This is a genomic window from Pontibacter populi (assembly GCF_019336435.1).
GTDB lineage: Bacteria > Bacteroidota > Bacteroidia > Cytophagales > Hymenobacteraceae > Pontibacter > Pontibacter humidus.
In genome coordinates this window covers 269,741-287,483 of the sequence record NZ_JAHWXQ010000003.1, presented here as the reverse complement: position 1 = coordinate 287,483, position 17,743 = coordinate 269,741, and the positions used below count along the sequence as shown (strand labels likewise).

Annotated in this window: 7 protein-coding genes; 3 read left to right on the top strand and 4 right to left on the bottom strand. The window is 45.6% G+C overall.

Annotated features, from left to right (window positions below; all coding sequences use genetic code 11):
- Positions 1-130 precede the first annotated feature (130 nt).
- A complete protein-coding gene (locus KYK27_RS12990) occupies positions 131-3,331 on the top strand; it encodes a PA14 domain-containing protein (RefSeq protein ID WP_199110477.1) in 3,201 nt (1,066 codons plus the stop codon).
- Between the two features lie 65 nt (positions 3,332-3,396).
- On the opposite strand, the gene KYK27_RS12985 is transcribed toward KYK27_RS12990, so the two are convergent.
- From KYK27_RS12985 to KYK27_RS12970, 4 genes are all read right to left on the bottom strand, one after another.
- Complete coding sequence (locus tag KYK27_RS12985; RefSeq protein WP_199110476.1) at positions 3,397-6,984, bottom strand: PQQ-dependent sugar dehydrogenase; 3,588 nt, start codon at positions 6,982-6,984, stop codon at positions 3,397-3,399.
- A gap of 136 nt (positions 6,985-7,120) precedes the next feature.
- Entirely contained in the window at positions 7,121-9,394 is a 2,274-nt protein-coding gene (locus KYK27_RS12980) for a LamG-like jellyroll fold domain-containing protein (RefSeq protein ID WP_199110475.1), read from the bottom strand.
- Positions 9,395-9,785: 391 nt separating this feature from the next.
- Complete coding sequence (locus KYK27_RS12975; RefSeq protein WP_199110474.1) at positions 9,786-10,766, bottom strand: PorP/SprF family type IX secretion system membrane protein; 981 nt, start codon at positions 10,764-10,766, stop codon at positions 9,786-9,788.
- A 9-nt stretch (positions 10,767-10,775) separates the two neighbouring features.
- Entirely contained in the window at positions 10,776-14,732 is a 3,957-nt protein-coding gene (locus tag KYK27_RS12970; RefSeq protein ID WP_199110473.1) for an Ig-like domain-containing protein, read from the bottom strand.
- 332 nt (positions 14,733-15,064) lie between these two features.
- On the opposite strand from KYK27_RS12970, the gene KYK27_RS12965 reads away from it, so the two are divergent.
- Complete coding sequence (locus KYK27_RS12965; protein WP_199110472.1) at positions 15,065-16,543, top strand: MBOAT family O-acyltransferase; 1,479 nt, start codon at positions 15,065-15,067, stop codon at positions 16,541-16,543.
- Between the two features lie 12 nt (positions 16,544-16,555).
- Positions 16,556-17,665, top strand: a complete 1,110-nt coding sequence (locus tag KYK27_RS12960) for an alginate O-acetyltransferase AlgX-related protein (RefSeq protein ID WP_199110471.1) — start codon at positions 16,556-16,558, stop codon at positions 17,663-17,665.
- Positions 17,666-17,743 lie beyond the last annotated feature (78 nt).

The following is a 17,743-nucleotide window of genomic DNA, read 5'->3' as shown; positions in this document are numbered from 1 at the left end:
TACGGCACGCTTATTTTTGAGATGTTCGTTAAAAAAGCTCTTCTTCTCTTAGGTAAAGTAAATTTCTTAAGATTACCTAAGAGGGGAATAAGTAAGGTAAATTAATATTTTCAACTTTTAGCCAAAAAAGATGAATCCAAACACCTCTTATGCAAATAAGAAGGCGAGCTCAGTATTGCTCGCTCTATTGCTCACATTCATCGTGAGTGCATTCTTACCCAAAACAGTTCAGGCTCAGACCTATAGCGGTCCTTTAGTGATCACAAAAGGTGGTACTTATACCGGGAACTGGCAATCTACAAACTCCGACGTTCCTGCCGTTGATGTCCGCACTTCCGAGCCGGTTGTGATTATCAACTCTAACATACGTGGCGCCGGATATCTGATCAAGAGCTGGTACTATGCTGCTGATATAACAGTAAAGAACACAAATGGTTATGGTATCACCCCTACTCCTTACTCGGAGTATCCTAAAACCCGCCGTTTTGTTTCGCTTAACGACTTTAAAAACCTTGTAGTAGAAAATTGCTACATGGAAAGTACAGCAGGTATAGGTGTTGGTGACGATTACCGTGGAAACGGTACTGCAAGCCAGACGATCAAGATCCGTTACAACAAAGTGAAGAACATTGACGGCCGCGTACACGGCGGTAAAGTGCACTCACAGTTCGTGCAGTTCAACTACCGTGGCTCAGTTCCTAACGTAGAAGTTGCCTGGAACCAGGTGATCAACGAACCAAACAAGTCGTTGGTAGAAGATAACATCAACATCTTCAACTCGCGCGGTACTTCTTCATCTCCGATCAAAATCCACAACAACTATATTCAGGGTGCTTACCCTGTTGATGCTACAGGCAGTAGCTATTCTGGTGGTGGTATCCTGACAGATAGCGATGGCGACCTGAGCAGAGCTACAGCTTACATTGAAGGTTATGAAAACCACCTAGTAAACCTGGGTAACTATAGCATGGGTATTGCAGGCGGTAATAACATCCGTTACCACCATAACAGAGCCATAAACTCAGCTACTTTCGATAACGGATCACGTTTCTCGATGTATACTTCAGGTTTCTGGAGCCTTGACTACTACAAAATGGGAACAACCTTCGCTAACTCTATCGACAATAACACGGTAGGTGTAATGGCATGGGGCTGGCCAAGCGACAGAAGAGATATCTCTGACATGATTGGCGCTACACAATCAAGCAACACTTCTATTTCTGGTGTAATCACAAAGCAGCACGAAATCGATGAATTTAACAGATGGCAGCAAAAGCTGAGCAGCAAAGGTATTGTATTGGGTCCTAACGGTTCAGGTGCAACTATCACTTCACCGGAGCCAGCTCCGGCACCAGCGCCAGCACCTTCTACAGAAACAACTGCCCCAGCACCATCTACTGGTACTATTACTGGTACTACTACCGGTACAGGCAAGATTACGCATGAGTACTGGGCAAACGTACACGGCAGCAGCACTTCTGTTATCCCGGTAAGTACTACGCCCGCTAAGAAGACAGAGCTAAGCCTGTTTGAAACACCTTCAGATGTGGCTGACAACTATGGCCAGCGTGTACGTGGTTACGTAACTGCGCCGGTAACAGGTAACTATACCTTCTGGATTGCTTCGGATGACATGGCGGATCTTTACCTGAGTACGTCGGAAGACCCCGCCAGGAAAGTAAGAATCGCTTCAGTATCTGAGTGGACAAGCCCACGTGAGTGGAACAAGTTCGGCGAGCAGAAATCAGTAGCTATTAAGCTGGAGGCCGGCAAGCGTTACTACATAGAAGCATTGCACCTGGAAGGTGGCGGCGGTGATAACCTGGCCGTGGGCTGGATGTTGCCAAACGGTACACAGGAGAGACCAATCCCGGGCAAGTACTTATCACCAATGGGAAGCACTGCAACTATTGCTCCGGCTCCTGCGCCAGAACCAACGCCTGCACCAGCACCTGCGCCAAGTGAACCGATCGTAACGTCGCCAACTACTGGTACTACTACAGGTACAGGCAAGATCACGCACGAGTTCTGGACAAACGTACATGGCACAAGCACTTCGGTTATCCCGGTGAGCACTACGCCAGCTAAAAAGACAGAGCTTAGCCTGTTTGAAACGCCATCGAATGCAGGAGACAACTATGGCCAGCGTGTACGCGGTTATGTAACAGCACCTGTATCTGGCAACTATACGTTCTGGATCGCTTCTGATGATCAGGCTGAACTATACCTGAGTACTTCAGAAGACCCGGCAAAGAAAACCCGTGTAGCATCTGTTTCACAGTGGACCAGCCCACGTGAGTGGACTAAGTTCGGTGAGCAGAAGTCAGTAGCTATTAAACTGGAAGCCGGCAAGCGTTACTACATCGAAGCATTGCACATTGAAGGCGGTGGCGGTGATAACCTGGCTGTAGGCTGGACATTACCAAACGGTACACAGGAAAGACCGATACCAGGTAAGTACCTGTCGCCAATGGGTAGCACTGCTACTACAACAGCACCTGCTCCGGAACCAACTCCTGAACCAACTCCGATCGTGACTACACCAACTGGTAAAATCACAAGAGAGTACTGGGCAAATGTACATGGCTCTAGCGTGAGCGTAATACCAGTAGCTAACACGCCTACTTCGAAGACTGAGCTAACGCTTTTCGAATCGCCATCGAATGTAGGTGACAACTATGGCCAGCGTATACGTGGTTATGTAACAGCACCGGTAAGTGGTAACTATACGTTCTGGATCGCGGCGGACGACATGGCTGATCTTTACCTGAGTACTTCAGAAGATCCTGCCAAGAAAGTGAAGATCGCTTCGGCAACTGTGTATACTGACTCACGTCAATGGACAAAAGCAGCATCTCAGAAGTCAGTAGCCATTAATCTGGAAGCCGGCAAGCGTTACTACATTGAAGCCTTGCACCTGGAAGGTGGCGGTGGAGACAACCTGGCCGTGGGCTGGACCTTACCAAACGGAACGCAGGAAAGACCGATACCGGGCAAGTACCTGTCACCAATGGGAAGCTTAGATGCTATATCAGTGGCATCGGTTACAACAGAAGATACGCAGATAACTTTTGAGAACACTACTGCCTATCCGAACCCATTCACGAACATGATCACGCTTGATTTCGGAAATCAGCAAGGTGTGAAACTGCAGAAAGTAGTTCTTCTGAACCAGGTAGGCAAAGTAGTTTACGAGCAGAAGGCGCTTGAACTGACAAATAACAAGCTTGAGATTAACCTGGATGGCATCAACATCAATAAAGGATTGTATATCCTGCGATACACTGATAGCCAGGGTTCAACCAAGAGCATTAACCTGATGAAACAATAAGATTTCAGAATCATAAAAAAAGGGCACTTCAGTTGAAGTGCCCTTTTTTGTTTTTTATAGTTATGTTAATCTGTAACTACCAGTTTCCTACTGATACTTCTTTCGGTAGAATATAAGGTAAGGTTATAAAATCCTGCGCTTACCTTGCTTAACGAAAGCGTTTTTTCCAGAAGGCCGGCCGAGTTTGCCTGCACTGTTGTTTCCAGCACTTTCCTTCCGGTAGCGTCGGTCAGCAACAATGTTAATTTTTCATTCGGCTTAAGGGTGGTAACATGCAATGCAACCTGCTTGCCCTTGGTAGGGTTCGGATACACATCAAACCTGCCTTTAAAGTTAACATCTGTGCCTGTACCAAGCGGGTTTGTGCCGCAGTACTTACCATTACCTCCATTAAACTCTTCCGTAATATCGGCGCCGGTCAGTGCCCTGGAATATAGTTTGATCTCATCCAGATCACCCTCAAAGTGATAACCATCTCCCAGATCAAGGTAACCGATATTCAACGCTGGCGAACCTTCAAAACCATTGTCATAGTTGATATCAATCTCATCAACCTTTGCACCATCTACATAAAGTATATTCTTTTTAGCGCCCGCATCGCGGATTGCAGTTATATAGTGCCATTTGCCATCATTCACCTTTGGTCCTTTTGCACCAACAAAATTACCCTGGTGGTTTATGTCCTTTAACATGAACATGGCGTGTCCCTGATCGTCGGTACCTATCCACCAATGCATAGCCGATTCGGTGGCATTCCGGCCCATGATCACGGAGTTGCGGTTTACAGTTGATGAAGTACGCATCCAGAAACTGATAGAGAATGGCGTACTAGCTCCCCAACTGAAATTAGATGCATCGTTCAGGTTTAAACGGGTTGCAGCAGAGAATTTAAGGGCATTATGGAACTTGCCGGTAATTACTTCAGGGCAGTCAGTGCAATTGGCTATAGCAGCAGAAGCATAATCTTTAAATCCGGCATCCGCCGCCGCTTCATCAAACCCAAAGTAATGTGTAATGCCCGGCAAACAGTTTGGCAGCTCCACCTGTGTTGATCCTCCTACAGCTATTCTAACTGCGTCCGAAGTCTGGAAGTGCACTCCATCATCGGTGGCCTGTACTGTAATGTTATAAGTACCTGCCGTAGCTCCGGTCCATTTAGCGTTGAACGGTGCCGTAGATGATTCCGCGATCTGGGTATTGCCTGCATAGTAAACTACTTTTGACCACTTACGGGTAGCATCTGTAAAGCTTACTTTTAAGTCGATCTGCTGCCCTATGCCATAGCTGGCATTATTGGCCGGAGAAGCTATAGCTATTGGCTTGGTTATACCACCGCTGCAATCAGGGTACACATCTACAAAATCGGTGGCCGAGAGACCGCCGGCATCTGTTACCTTCAGACTGATCCTGTAAAAATACGTTTCGCCGTCGCAGCCGATTGGCGTAATGATAGCCGTTGTCTCTTTTTTGGTGTCAATTGGCTCCGGGTGATTGTGCGTGTTATGGTATAGTGCCGTTTGCCACTCATACTTCAACTGGTCACCGCTATGTTCCTTATCCGTAACATCAGCCTTTAAGTTATAAGTAGTAGCCTTGTCTAGCGGGTAGAGTGCGCCTTTGGCCGGACTGGTAATTTTTACTACAGGAGGCGTATTATTAAGCGTTATCGTTAGCTTCGCTATGGAAGTTAAACCACCAACGTCAGTCACTTTCAGCACCACATCACGGGTTACGATCTGGGATGACGTATAGGTATGTTCAGGATTGGCAACTGTAGACTTTGCAGAACCATCGCCAAAATCCCATTCGTATTTCAACGCCTTATTCTCAGGGTCTGTCGATTCGCTGCCAGTGAATTTAACTGTTAAGGGGCTTGTGCCAAATAATTTATCCGCTTTCGCAACAGCCTTAGGCGGCAGGTTTCCACCGTAATAAGAGATCTTAATAACCTTGGTTGCATAGTTTATATAGTATAAACCGCCGGTTACCGGGTTTGTGGCAAACCCTGTAACTGTTGCGTCTTTACCAATAAAATTCCGGATAGCTGTAAGTTTATTATTCGCATCAAATACAGCATTCTTTATCCAGCCAGCGCCATAGTCACCAAAAAAGTAGGTGTTTTTATACGCTGCAGGCAGGTCTGATCCGGTGTACCAGATACCACCTGTTGAGGAACTTCCATAAAAAGGACTGCCTTCTACATTAGAACCCGCTGTGCCGATACCGACAGTAGCTGCGTCTTCGCCATTAAATGTTCCAATCCTGGTAATTGCTTTTGGAGTAACACCATTCTGCTCAATATCATTTACCCAATCAACTTCCGGTCTAGAATGAACAAAAGTATACTGATCTGGAATAGGAGAATTATCGCATGGATTCAGGAATTCGGGTTGGGTGGTTTTACGGGCCTGCTTTAACAAACTACCGAACGTGTAAAATTCTTTACACATATCTGAGTTACCAGCATTAGCGGCACTATACTTCGGGTTTGGCACAAACGGGTTCATCACTACCCGCGCCTTCTCAAAGTAAGATGGTTGTTCCATCAAGCCCTCAAACATAGGCCACCCCAGGTTCATACCACCTTTATTCACAACACTGATCTCTTCCCAGTCCATCCAGCCTACATCACCAACATACAAAATACCCGGAGAGGTAGCACTACCAGTTCCTGGCTTAATAGTAAAGCGGAATGGGTTTCTTAAACCTAAAGCCCATACTTTTGATGCAACCGCGTTAGGTTTGCTGGCATCATAGAACGGGTTTGTAGGTAAACCATTACCTGTTGCAGGGTCTATGCGAAGGATCTTGCCGTTGTAAGATTGTATCTGCTGCGCGCGGAATGCACCAACATCTTCTTTAGAGGTTATGATGCCATCAGCAAGCGCCTGCGGAACAAAGGTGTCATTCATAGGATCATTCGGGAAATAGCCAAAATCTACCCCATTAGCTGTAGCGCCATCACCGGCAGAAACCAATAGAGAACCATCTTCACCGAAAACCAGAGAACCTACCCCGTGCGAAATGTAAGTAATAGGAATACCTGTTGAAGCGGTGGCACCCAGCAACACTTTTCTGCTACTGGTATTAACAGTCAATGCACCGTTTGCCAGGGTGGCTGTGTAGCGCGTAACTCTGCCTATAGTTGCTTCATTCTGACTAGTTTTTGAAGGATCATAGCCGCTTTTTCCTGCGTTCATCAGGTGGTTGCGATCTACTACATAAAGCAGGTATATAAACCCGTTTGTATCAAAATTAGGGTCGATCTCAAAACCAAGTAAGCCGTGGTCACCCCAATCTCCTACTTCGTCGCTGATATCGAGCATCGGTTTAGAGCCTCTTTCCCCATTTTCAACAACCCATACCTTTCCTGCTTTCTCCCATACAAACATCTTTTTGCCGTCTTTGGAGAACTTAAGGCCTACTGCCATGTTCCATTCCCCTCCCACGGGCTCTTCTACAAAACCTGCAGGTAAACCTGAAGTAGATTGAGCAGACGCTTGCGATACACTAAAAGCAGCAAGAAATACCAGGAGTATCCCCGCAAAAAATGTTGAATTGAATCGGACAGGGTACCTGAACGTTCTATCACGGGACTCTGAGAGTTGTGCTTGAGCAGAAGGCTCTCTTGCCGTTATGTAAAAGTTATTCATAATTATCAGTAACTATTTAATTTACTATATATTCAACTTGAGTATTTTAATAGACACAGGAGCCGAAAAGATACTATAAAACGCAGCCTTAGCCGGTCTATAGTTATAGTTGCCGGGCTGCTGTTTTGCAGCAGCCTTAATCCAGAACCACTATTTTTCTGCTTATTGTTTTAGCTTCTGAGATCACAGAAAGCACATAAATGCCCGCCCTTAACTGCTCAGGTATCGGAACTATAAAATCCAGAGTGCCATCAGCAGCGACCTGTATTTCCAGGGTCGTAATTTTTTTGCCTGTTATACTCGACAGCATGTAGACCACACGCTCGTCAGGCACCATGTTGGTGATATTTACATTAACATCTCCGCTCTGCACCGGGTTAGGATACAAAAAGAAACTGGATGCAATGGTGCCGGCAAACTCAATTATAACCACATGCGAGTACGTGAATGCGCCATTTTCCTTTACGATGCGCAGCCGGTAATACCCGCGTTCTTTGATTGGATTTGGATCGGTAAAACTATAGGCAAGTCGTTCTGAACTGGTGCCATTCGCCTGTACGGTTCCTATTTCTGTAAACTCGGTACCATCTGCTGAACGCTCCACTATAAAATGCGACAGTCCTACTTCTGTCTGTGTTTCCCAATCCAGCACGACGGAGCCATTTGCAAAGTGGCCGTCAAATGATATAAGCTCCACTATACCATCAAAAACAGTCTGGTAACGCTCTTTTATTTCGGCTGCAGTCAGGGCGCGCCCGTAAAGCATTACCTCATCCATATCGCCTTCAAACCTGTATCTGCCTTCGCGATCCAGGTAGCCTATGTTTACAGGCGTTAAAGACTGGAAGCCGTTTTTATAAGTAAAGCTGCCCTGGGCTACCTGCTCGCCATCCACGAAAAGCCTGTTTGCCCCGGATGCACCGTCTCGTACAGCCACTATATGATGCCATACGCCGTCTGTCAGTTTAGGGCCTCCGCCTATTCCTATGCCATCCCAGAGGTAATCTTTCAACTGAAAACTAGCATGTCCTTCATTATCTGCTCCTATCCACCAGTGCAGGTCCGAATCCAATGCATCGCGGCCAATAAGTACCCTGTTACCGGAAGTGCTGGCAGTAGTTCGCATCCATAGTTCTATCGAGAAACTTTCGTCAGGCAACCAGTTAAAGTTGGAGCTGTTTTCAACATTCAAGCCTGTCTTTACACCATCAAAACGCTGCCCTCCTGAAATTACCCCAGGAATTGGTTCCGGCTTTGCTTCGGCGCTGCTGCTGGCATTATAAGGTGTGTAATAATCTCTGTATTGTGTACCGGTTACTTCGTGCAGCATCCAGTGGTGGCGCAGGCCTCTGAGGTCAGTAATGCTGGGTTTAACACTAATTGAAAAAGACTGCTGCACTTTACCCAGGCTGTTCTCTACGTTAACTGTCACATTAAATTTACCTGAACTGGCAGGCGCCCATTCAATTTCGCCGGTAGTCGCATTTATCTTCATTCCTTGCGGGCTGTTTACCAGCGAGTAAACCGGTGCCGGAACTCCGATTGCCTGTACATCATAAGTATAAGGCTGTGCAACCACACCAAATGTTACAGGCTCAGACATAATAACCGGCGGAAGGTTTTCAGGGCCGCAGTAAGCAGCAGAACCATAGTTGTACCTTGACCTGACTTCTCTCTCATCCAATGCCTTGTTATACACCATCAACTCATCTATAGCTCCGGAAAAATGGTAGCCATTATCGAGTTTATAATAGCCTATAGTTACCGGCGCAACGGTCTTGAAATCGGTCGTGTATTTATCGTAAAAGAAATCGGCTACATTGTAGCCATCTATGTAGAGTTTGTTCTTGAGCAGGCCGCCATTACGCATGACTACAATATGGTGCCATTTGCCATCATTGATCTTTTTGCCCATTTTCTCGGTCTTGAAGCCCGCCCGGTTCTTGTCATACAACTCAAAAACGGCATAGCCTTCCGGGTCCACCCCTACCCACCACGACATTTTGGAGTCTGTGGCAACGCGGCCCATGATCACCTGGTTTTTGCCTGCATTACCGGTTACCTGCACCCAAAATTCTATGGTAAAATCAACATTATTTTCCCACTCAAACCGCTCTATATCAGGAATAACGAGACCGTCATTTTTGCCATCAAACTTTTGAGCGCCAGCAAATAAACTTGATGTAGGCGACGGGCATTCGGTACAGGTGGCTGCTACCGGGCTTACATAATCGGCGTAGTTTCCGGCGGCTTTTTCATCGAACCGATAGTGATGAATCAGGTTGGTTGGGCACTGGGCCTGAACCTGGAATGAAGGCAGGTAAAGTAATACTGCTAAAATGATTGCAACATAACGCTGGTGCCTGCAACTGATAATCTGGTTAAAGGGCACTGCAACGGCCTTAACCATATTACTTATGGAGTAACAGTAAGTATATATCATAAGTAAGATCGCTCTTGATAAAGGGTAATTTTAGGTACAGGAAGTAAAAAGCTGCTTATTAAAACGAATGATCAGAAATAGGCAGATCTTGCTTCGCAGGCCGGAAATGACCGGCAACCGTAGTGTATTTATGCTAAGTATTCAGATTCCCTTTTATTGGAAACTTCTTATATTACGGAGGTTTGATGTATAGGTTTACAGAATTACCTCCGTTCTATTTCTTTACTTATTTGCCGATTATTTGTTCTTGAATTTTAGCTATCAGACAGTTACAAAACAGCTCAAGCAAGTAACTATGGCTCAGAAGCATAGACCACATTTTACTTACCTGAATTACAATGCAATTTTACTCCTCTTATTACCAGAGAAGTACCTGCTTTTGAGGTGCTGCTGATTGCCTGCCACGGAACTGGTAGGCAAGTGTGATTTCGTTAGACGGCTTATCTATATTTGCCGCATCAGCTACTGGAGATTCGTACAGGTAGCTTATTTGCAGCTTGCTGATTTTGATACCGGCGGTGGCCGTAAAAGCCAGGTTATTTCTGTAGCCGGCACCTGCCCATAACATGTTCTGATAAACCGTTTTCAGTTGCCCCTCTATAGTTGCATCGGCCTGCTTATCGTGCTGGTAAATGGTGTTAAGCACAAGTCCCAGGTCATCTGTTATGGCAGTGCGATATCCGGCCAAGCCAACATGCCTGCGGGCATACATCTCCTCCATAAACACATCCCCGGACTTGATCATTTTGCCTTCGGTAACATCCTGCATGGCATAGCTGAGGTAAAAGTTCTTTGCTTCCAGGGTCAAGCCTAAGTTCAAATCCATTTTGCTGCCCCGGTTGTGCTGGCCCAGCAGGCGGACGTATTTCGGATCATTTTCCTGATCTACCGTAAGTTTATTCCCATCTAAAGCCAGTAAGGTATATGTTAAAGCACCACCCCAGCGGAGAGTAAACTTTTCTGATAACCGCAGGGCCGAACCATAACTTAAGTTTGCCTGTGTTTCGCTGTATGGCCCAAACGACTCGCGGAGTAACAACAGCCCCAGGCTATGCTGCATGTCGGTACTATAGGCAGTTCCGTTATTCAGCTGGTAGCCTTTGCTTTTTTTAAAGTCACTCAGGTTAAATTCTGCCGAGGCAAATATGGTTTTAGGTGCATCTTCAAAACCGGTCCACTGGTTGCGGTAGAGCGTTTTTAGCTGGCTTCCCTCCTGCCCGGTCAGGGATGGGTTATAATAGGAACGCACCTGCGAAAAGTTGCCAATGTATTTACGTGTCTGCGCTGCTGCGCTCAAACTACAGAATGCCAGTATAGTCAGGAGTATGTAATTTTTCATGTTAAGCTATTATAAAACGGTTAGCACCCCTTTTTGTACCAGCCCTGTATCTTTTACATGTATGATATAGAAGTATGGGCCCTGTTGTACCTCTCCGTTCTTTCCTTTTCCATCCCATCCCTTTTCAGGATCGGTGCTATAGTACAGGCGCACGCCGGCTCTGTCCATCACCGTAATCTCTACTTCATTATAGAAGCGTAATTCCGGCACAGTCCAGGTGTCGTTTATGCCGTCTCCGTCCGGCGAGAAAGTATTTACCAGCTTTATTTTTTCCTGTGGCTGGTAAACTGATTTGGTTAAAGTGAATGTGCGCTCGATGGTATTGTTGTAAGGGTCCTTGCTTTGCACCCTGATCTTAAAGTCAACGATACCGGAAAGTCCCTTGTTCGAGGTCAGGTGTAGCTCATTCCCCTGGATAAAGAAATAAGCATTCTGATCATCTCCTTCGCCGGCAATTAACTTATAAGTAAACGTTTTGTCGTCCGGGTCTTCGGTCGTAAATGTTCCCAGCACTTCACCAGGCTCCGCTTCCGGCTTAAACTTGCTGATGCTCAAGTTCAGGGCAGTAGGCGGTTGGTTTGGCTCTACTACTATTATTAAACTTCCTTTCCTGTTGCTAAAGTTGGTTGTGTTTGCAGCCAGTTTGATGTCACCACTGACCGTGTATTTGCCTGGTACTAGTTGGTTATAGTTGCCTTTCTGCCAGGTTACATCCAGGTAATCCTCTTCGCCGGTGTTGTATTTCACTTTTACTTTCTGCGGCAGTGCTATCTCACTGAAATCAGTGTTGAAAGGCACTTTAAGCTCGCCGGTTGCCGTAATGGATGCTATATCTTTGGTTGCTTTCACCACCTGTGCCGTTGCATTCTGCCCTTTATTTCCGGCCTTGTCTGTCAGGTAAATGGTAACGGTTAAGGCACCATCTTTTAGTCCTGAAAGGTCGAGATCAGAGATATTTATAGTTGCTGTTTTTGCTTCACCAGCGCCTGTTACCGGATCACCACCGTTGCTACTTGTAATAGTGTAAGTATATGTTGCGCCGGTTTCAGCACCTGTGATGCTTACTGGTACTTTGTGCTCGTTGGTAATGTTAACCTGCTCTACGCCAAAGGCAACCGCATAACCTGCCGGGGCAGCAGAGTCATAAACACGCTTCAAACTATTGGAAGCCTCGTTGCCGTTTTTAGCTGCATCCTGTGTTTTGTTAGCACCTATAGTTACCGTTACTTCACCTTGAGCAGTTGGCGTTATCTGAACAGTGTACGTTTTGTCATCAACTTTCGTAAGCGCAGCGGCGGTACCATTGGTCACCGTTACATCACTTACATCAAAGCCGTTTACAGGTTCGCTTAATTTTATAGTTACCGCAAAGGCTGCATTTATAGTTGCAGCTGCATCTGTGCTTAAAACTATAGTTGGCCTGGTAACATCATATTGCATTTCAAAAGCATTGGAAACTGTATTGCTGTTCCCAGCCAGGTCAGTAACCTTAGCAGCAGGTAACTGGACAGTTATGTTGCCATCAGAAGCTGGTGTTATAGTTGCGGTATAGTTTGCTGCATCAGAGCTCTTCAGGTTGCTTATAGTTCCGTTGGTTACAACCACATCAGCCACAGCCAAACCATACACAGCTTCATTAAACCTGATACTGGTCTCGAAGGGTCCGTTTACAGGTCCAGTCTCCGCCGCGGCAATTACTACAGTAGGTGCCGAAAGGTCTATTGTTACGGCGAAGGCATTACTCGAAGCACTTGTGTTTCCTAACGCATCGGCAGCAGTAGCTGTAAAGGTATAGTTGCCAGCTGTCAGGGCTGTAGTTCCGTAATCAAATTCCCAGTTACCGGAGCTGTTTGCTTTTGTGGTTCCTATAGTTCCTTTTCCGGTTAAGGTAATCGCTATAGTTGCATCAGCTTCGGAAGTACCCGTTAACTTTAACGTATTATCAGATGTGATCTTATCATTGTTTACTGGACCACGGTCTTCTGAAACAGCAACTATAACAGGAGGCGCAGGCGGTGTGGCATCTATCGTCCAGGTGTGTGTTGCTGGCGAAGCATCGGTATTGCCTGCCGCATCAATGGCCCTCACACTGAACGTATGCGATCCATCTGCCAGGTTATTAAATGTTACCGGGTTGCTGACAGTTGCAAAGGCTACTCCATCCAGGCTGGCTTCGTAGGCTACGCCGGGTTCGTTGCTGGTTAAGTTAAACTCAGCGGCTTTACTGCTGGTGGTCGCTGGCGGACCGCTAACTATAGTTGTCTCAGGCGCTTTTGTATCGATCGTAAAGGTACGAATGGCGCTGCTCGCACTTATGTTACCTGCAGCATCGGTAGCTTTCGCGGTAAGATTATGGTCTCCATCTGTTAGCGCAGTGCCAACTACAAAACTCCAGCTACCGTTTGCGGCAGCGGTTGCCGCTCCAAGCTGGGTACTGCCTTCAAAAACTTTAACTAGAGCCCCAGCTTCTGCTGTACCGCTTATAGTTGGTTTGTTCTTATTCAGTAAAGCATCCTCTTCCGGAGCTAAAACGATAGGTGCGCCCGGTGACTGCGTATCTACAGTCCAGGTATATACGGCTGGTGTCGCGTCAAAATTACTGGCCTGGTCAACGGCTCTTACTTTTATTGTATGAGATCCGTCTGCCAGGTTATTTATTGTATAGGGGCTTGCTACAGTTGTAAATGCAGTACCATCAATGCTTACCTGATATGTTACTTCCTGCTCATTGCTGGTAAAAGTAAAGCTGGCTGATTTACTGTTCGTGTTTGCAGCTGGTTTTGTGGCAATGCTGGTTTCCGGTGCTTCCGTATCCTGTGCCGGGGGCTGTACATTTAAAAGCTTATCTAACACGGGGAACCAAACCGTAGCCATTTTATTATAGCCGCTCATGGCCGGGTGCATCCTGTCTGCCATATCGCCACCGGTGTAGGTATATTCGTATTTAATACCGCCATCTGCCATATCAACCAGTTCCAACCTGTCGCCTGCTGCTATACGTTTGGTTGCCAGGGCCTGCATTTTGTTATTATACAGCTCTATAACGTCATTTTTAGAGCCATTTGGTCCTTTAAAACAGTCCTCGCCAATACACAGCGACTTAATTATTTTGGCAAGCACAACAGTAACTTCCTTTCCTGAACTCTGCTCATACTTATCTATTTCATTCAGTATGGTTTCCAGTTCATTTACAGTTACCTGGGAGTTATCAGTACCATCGTTATTGATATCGTTGGTACCCATGTGCAGCAATACTATATCAGGAGTAAAAGTTGCCAGGTAATTACCAGCATTATCCATTCCCATGTGCTTACCATCATACCAGCGGGTATAAAAGCCATTACGCAGCATCGTAACTATATCCTCGTTACGGGCTCCTCCCATACCGGCGTGGTCCAGATCGTTCACAAACTTACTTCCGGACTGCTCGCTGCCTACAAAATCATAGTTATCTTTTATAGCACTGGCATCTAAGAGTTGTTCTAACCTGGCACGATAGGAGGCCATTTCATCATGAGGAACAGTAGATGCACCACCTTCGGTATTCGAGTCGCCAAGCGGCATAATCTTATAGGCTTTGGTCTGTGCATGGGTAGTTGCGCTGGTAACTGAACTATAAGGAGATTCTTCTCCGGTGCCAATAGCCTTTATTCGGTAGTATATTTTTTGATTATAGTACAGACCTGTGTGTCGGAAGTAAGTTTCAGAGGCTCCGAAGGACTTAAGTGTCACAAATGTTGAGGCATCTCCGGTATTCGACTTCTCCAGAACATAGCCTGTGGCATTTGCAACTGGTGTCCATTTTAAACTAATGGCACCAACCAGCGATGCCTTTGCCTGTAAGGTAGGTGCTGCTAATGCAACTATAGTAACACGGGCTGCAAATGAAGCCGTAACATGAGTAGTAAGTACAATAAGAAATAGAAAAAACAGGCAAAACAGCCTTTTAGAGTAAGGGTGGGGCATACACACTGTAAGTTATATACAAATTTGCTGCCCTCTTAAACGACTATATCCGGGGAAGGTTATATTATTTTAATACAATAAAACTTAATTAGTTATACAGATAAAAGATAAAATCATATTCAAAAAAAATAATATACCGTATAAACGCTTATATAAGGTTAACTATATTCTGGTCAAAAAATATTTCAGATTTGGCCCAACCTTTTTACCCAATAACTATATAATAGAAAAAAATGAAAAGGTATAAGCTTAAGGCTGGCTTATATTGATTACCCGGAGACTATCCAAAGCTCTGATAAAAACTATCCTCTACACCCAAATAGGCCACAAATATGTTATTTAACTCTACTGAATTCTTCATTTTCTTTCCGGTAGTAGTTACCCTGTATTTTCTGGCGCCACGCAATAAAAGGTGGATCATCCTGTTGCTTGCCAGCTACTACTTTTACATGTCCTGGAAGCCAGCTTATACCATTATCTTAGTGGCGTCCACAGTAGTAGATTACCTGACAGGTCGTGCCATGGGCCGCTACTCTGACGAAGAAAAAGACAAGCGTAAACCCTACTTATACATATCACTGATTGCCAACCTGGTTACATTAGGGCTCTTTAAATATTACAACTTCTTTAACGACAGTGCGCGTGGTATAGCCGAAGGCCTGGGAATGAATTATGCCATGCCTGCTTTCGAGTTGTTGCTGCCCATGGGTATCTCGTTCTATACCTTCCAGACGATGAGCTATAGTATAGATGTGTATAATGGCCGCATTAAAGCAGAAAAGCATTTAGGTATTTTCGCACTCTTCATTACTTTCTTCCCGCAGTTGGTGGCCGGGCCGATAGAGCGTGCCGAAAACCTGCTTGGCCAGTTGCGCTCCAGTTTCGACTTCGACTATTATCGTGTAGTAGCCGGTTTGCGCCGCATGGCCTGGGGTTTCTTTAAAAAGTTAGTGATAGCAGATAACCTGGCTTTGCTGGTAAATCAGGTATACAACAACCCGACAGATTATGAGGGAATTACGCTCATACTGGCAACTATATTCTTCGCTTTCCAGATCTACTGCGACTTCTCGGGTTACTCTGACATAGCCATTGGGGCAGCACAGGTGATGGGCTATAACCTGATGGAAAACTTCAGAAGGCCCTATTTTTCTAAATCGATCTCAGAGTTCTGGAGCCGCTGGCATATTTCCCTTTCAAGCTGGTTTCGCGACTATTTATACATCCCAATGGGCGGTAACCGCGTGGTAAAATGGCGCTGGTACTATAACCTGTTCCTCACGTTCCTGGTAAGCGGACTCTGGCATGGCGCCAACTGGACATTTGTTGTCTGGGGAGCATTGCACGGCTTTTACCTGATATTTGCTATAGTTACCGCTAAGCAGCGCGACGCACTGGCCCGAACAATAGGCCTTACCAGCCACCCCTTGTTATACAAATGGGTGCAGGTACTCACCGTGTTTGTGCTGGTATGCTTCTCCTGGATTTTTTTCCGGGCTAATAACATCTCAGATGCCTTCTATATCATCAAGTATAGTTTTGTAGGCTTAGGCAATATCGGTCAGGTATTTGCCGGTGTTAACCTGGATCACCTGCTCTTCATGGACCAGGGAGCAAAAGTATTTACAGTTTCTGTGGTGGCTATACTTATCATGGAGACCGTGCACCTGATTCAGCGGAACGGCAGTGTATCGCAGCTGATCATGCAGCGACCTGCTGTAGTGAGGTGGGGTGTATATTATGCCGCTCTGATTGCAGTGCTGCTTTTCGGGCAGTTTGGCAACCAGGAGTTTATTTATTTTCAATTCTAATTGTATAAGGTTATGAAAAACAAGGGCGTAAAAAAGCTGCTGGTTAAACTAACCTTGCTGGTGTTGCCATTTGCTTTGTGGCCGGTTATCGAGGCAACTATAGTTCCGATCAACTTCTTCACTTTCCGCATCTGGGAAACGATATCTGTTAATACAATGGATGTGATGGCTGGTCCTTTTTACCCGAACCAGCACATGATTATGGAGGAAGAAGGCGAACTTGCCCCGCATACTCCATTTGCCACCAAGCGTAAAGTAGAATGGTTTACAGATGCATACGGCTACCGCAACCGTGATACCGAGCACGATGTACTGCTGATTGGGGATTCTAATATAACAGGAGCCAAACTATCACAGGATGAAACGCTTGCCGAAGTATTGGAGCGCCAGCTGCAAAAGGACGTTTATTCTTTTGCGCCTGCTACTATGAGCCGTTTCCTGGCCACTGACAGGTTTATCCAGAATCCGCCGGAGCTGGTGATCGTTTCCAGCATAGAGCGCAGAATTCCACACCTTACTCCGGTCGGAGCAAATAGCTTAGGTTCCAGGATAAGAAACTTTACAGGCAATCACATCAACTCTTCCCCGCTGCTTACTAACCTTTTTGTAACAGCGGACCGCGTAACCAAATTGGGTCTATACCACCGTACCCTGGCCAGCCTTGAGCGTGCTTTCGGCAGAAAAGAATATATCTCCTATAATAATGAGTTCTTTATTGAAGGAGAGATTGCGAACCGCGACTTTACAGAAGAAGAGATCATGGAAATGGCAAACACCCTGGAAGGTTACAAAGAAGCGCTTCAGGAACGTGGGATCAGGTTTTTATTCATGCCAATACCTAACAAAGAAAACATTTACTACCAGATGCTGCCATCTAAGAAGAAACCTGACTTTTTACCAAGGTTAATGGCAGAGTTGCGTAAACGCAATATTGATGTAGTAGATACACAAACAAATTTTGAGAAACTTCACCAACAGGAAAACATTGCTTTGTACCCAACTGATGACGCGCACTGGAACAATACTGCAGTTAAAGTAGCTGCTGATCTGGTTGTGCAACAACTCAGTAAAAATGATCCGGACAAAAAAGATACGAGTCATTTTGTGAACTATACCAAGTAATAAGAACCAAACATTTCCTGTTTATTAAAAAGCAGTTGGATACTAAGAAATAGACAAATGAAATTTAAGGCCTACTAC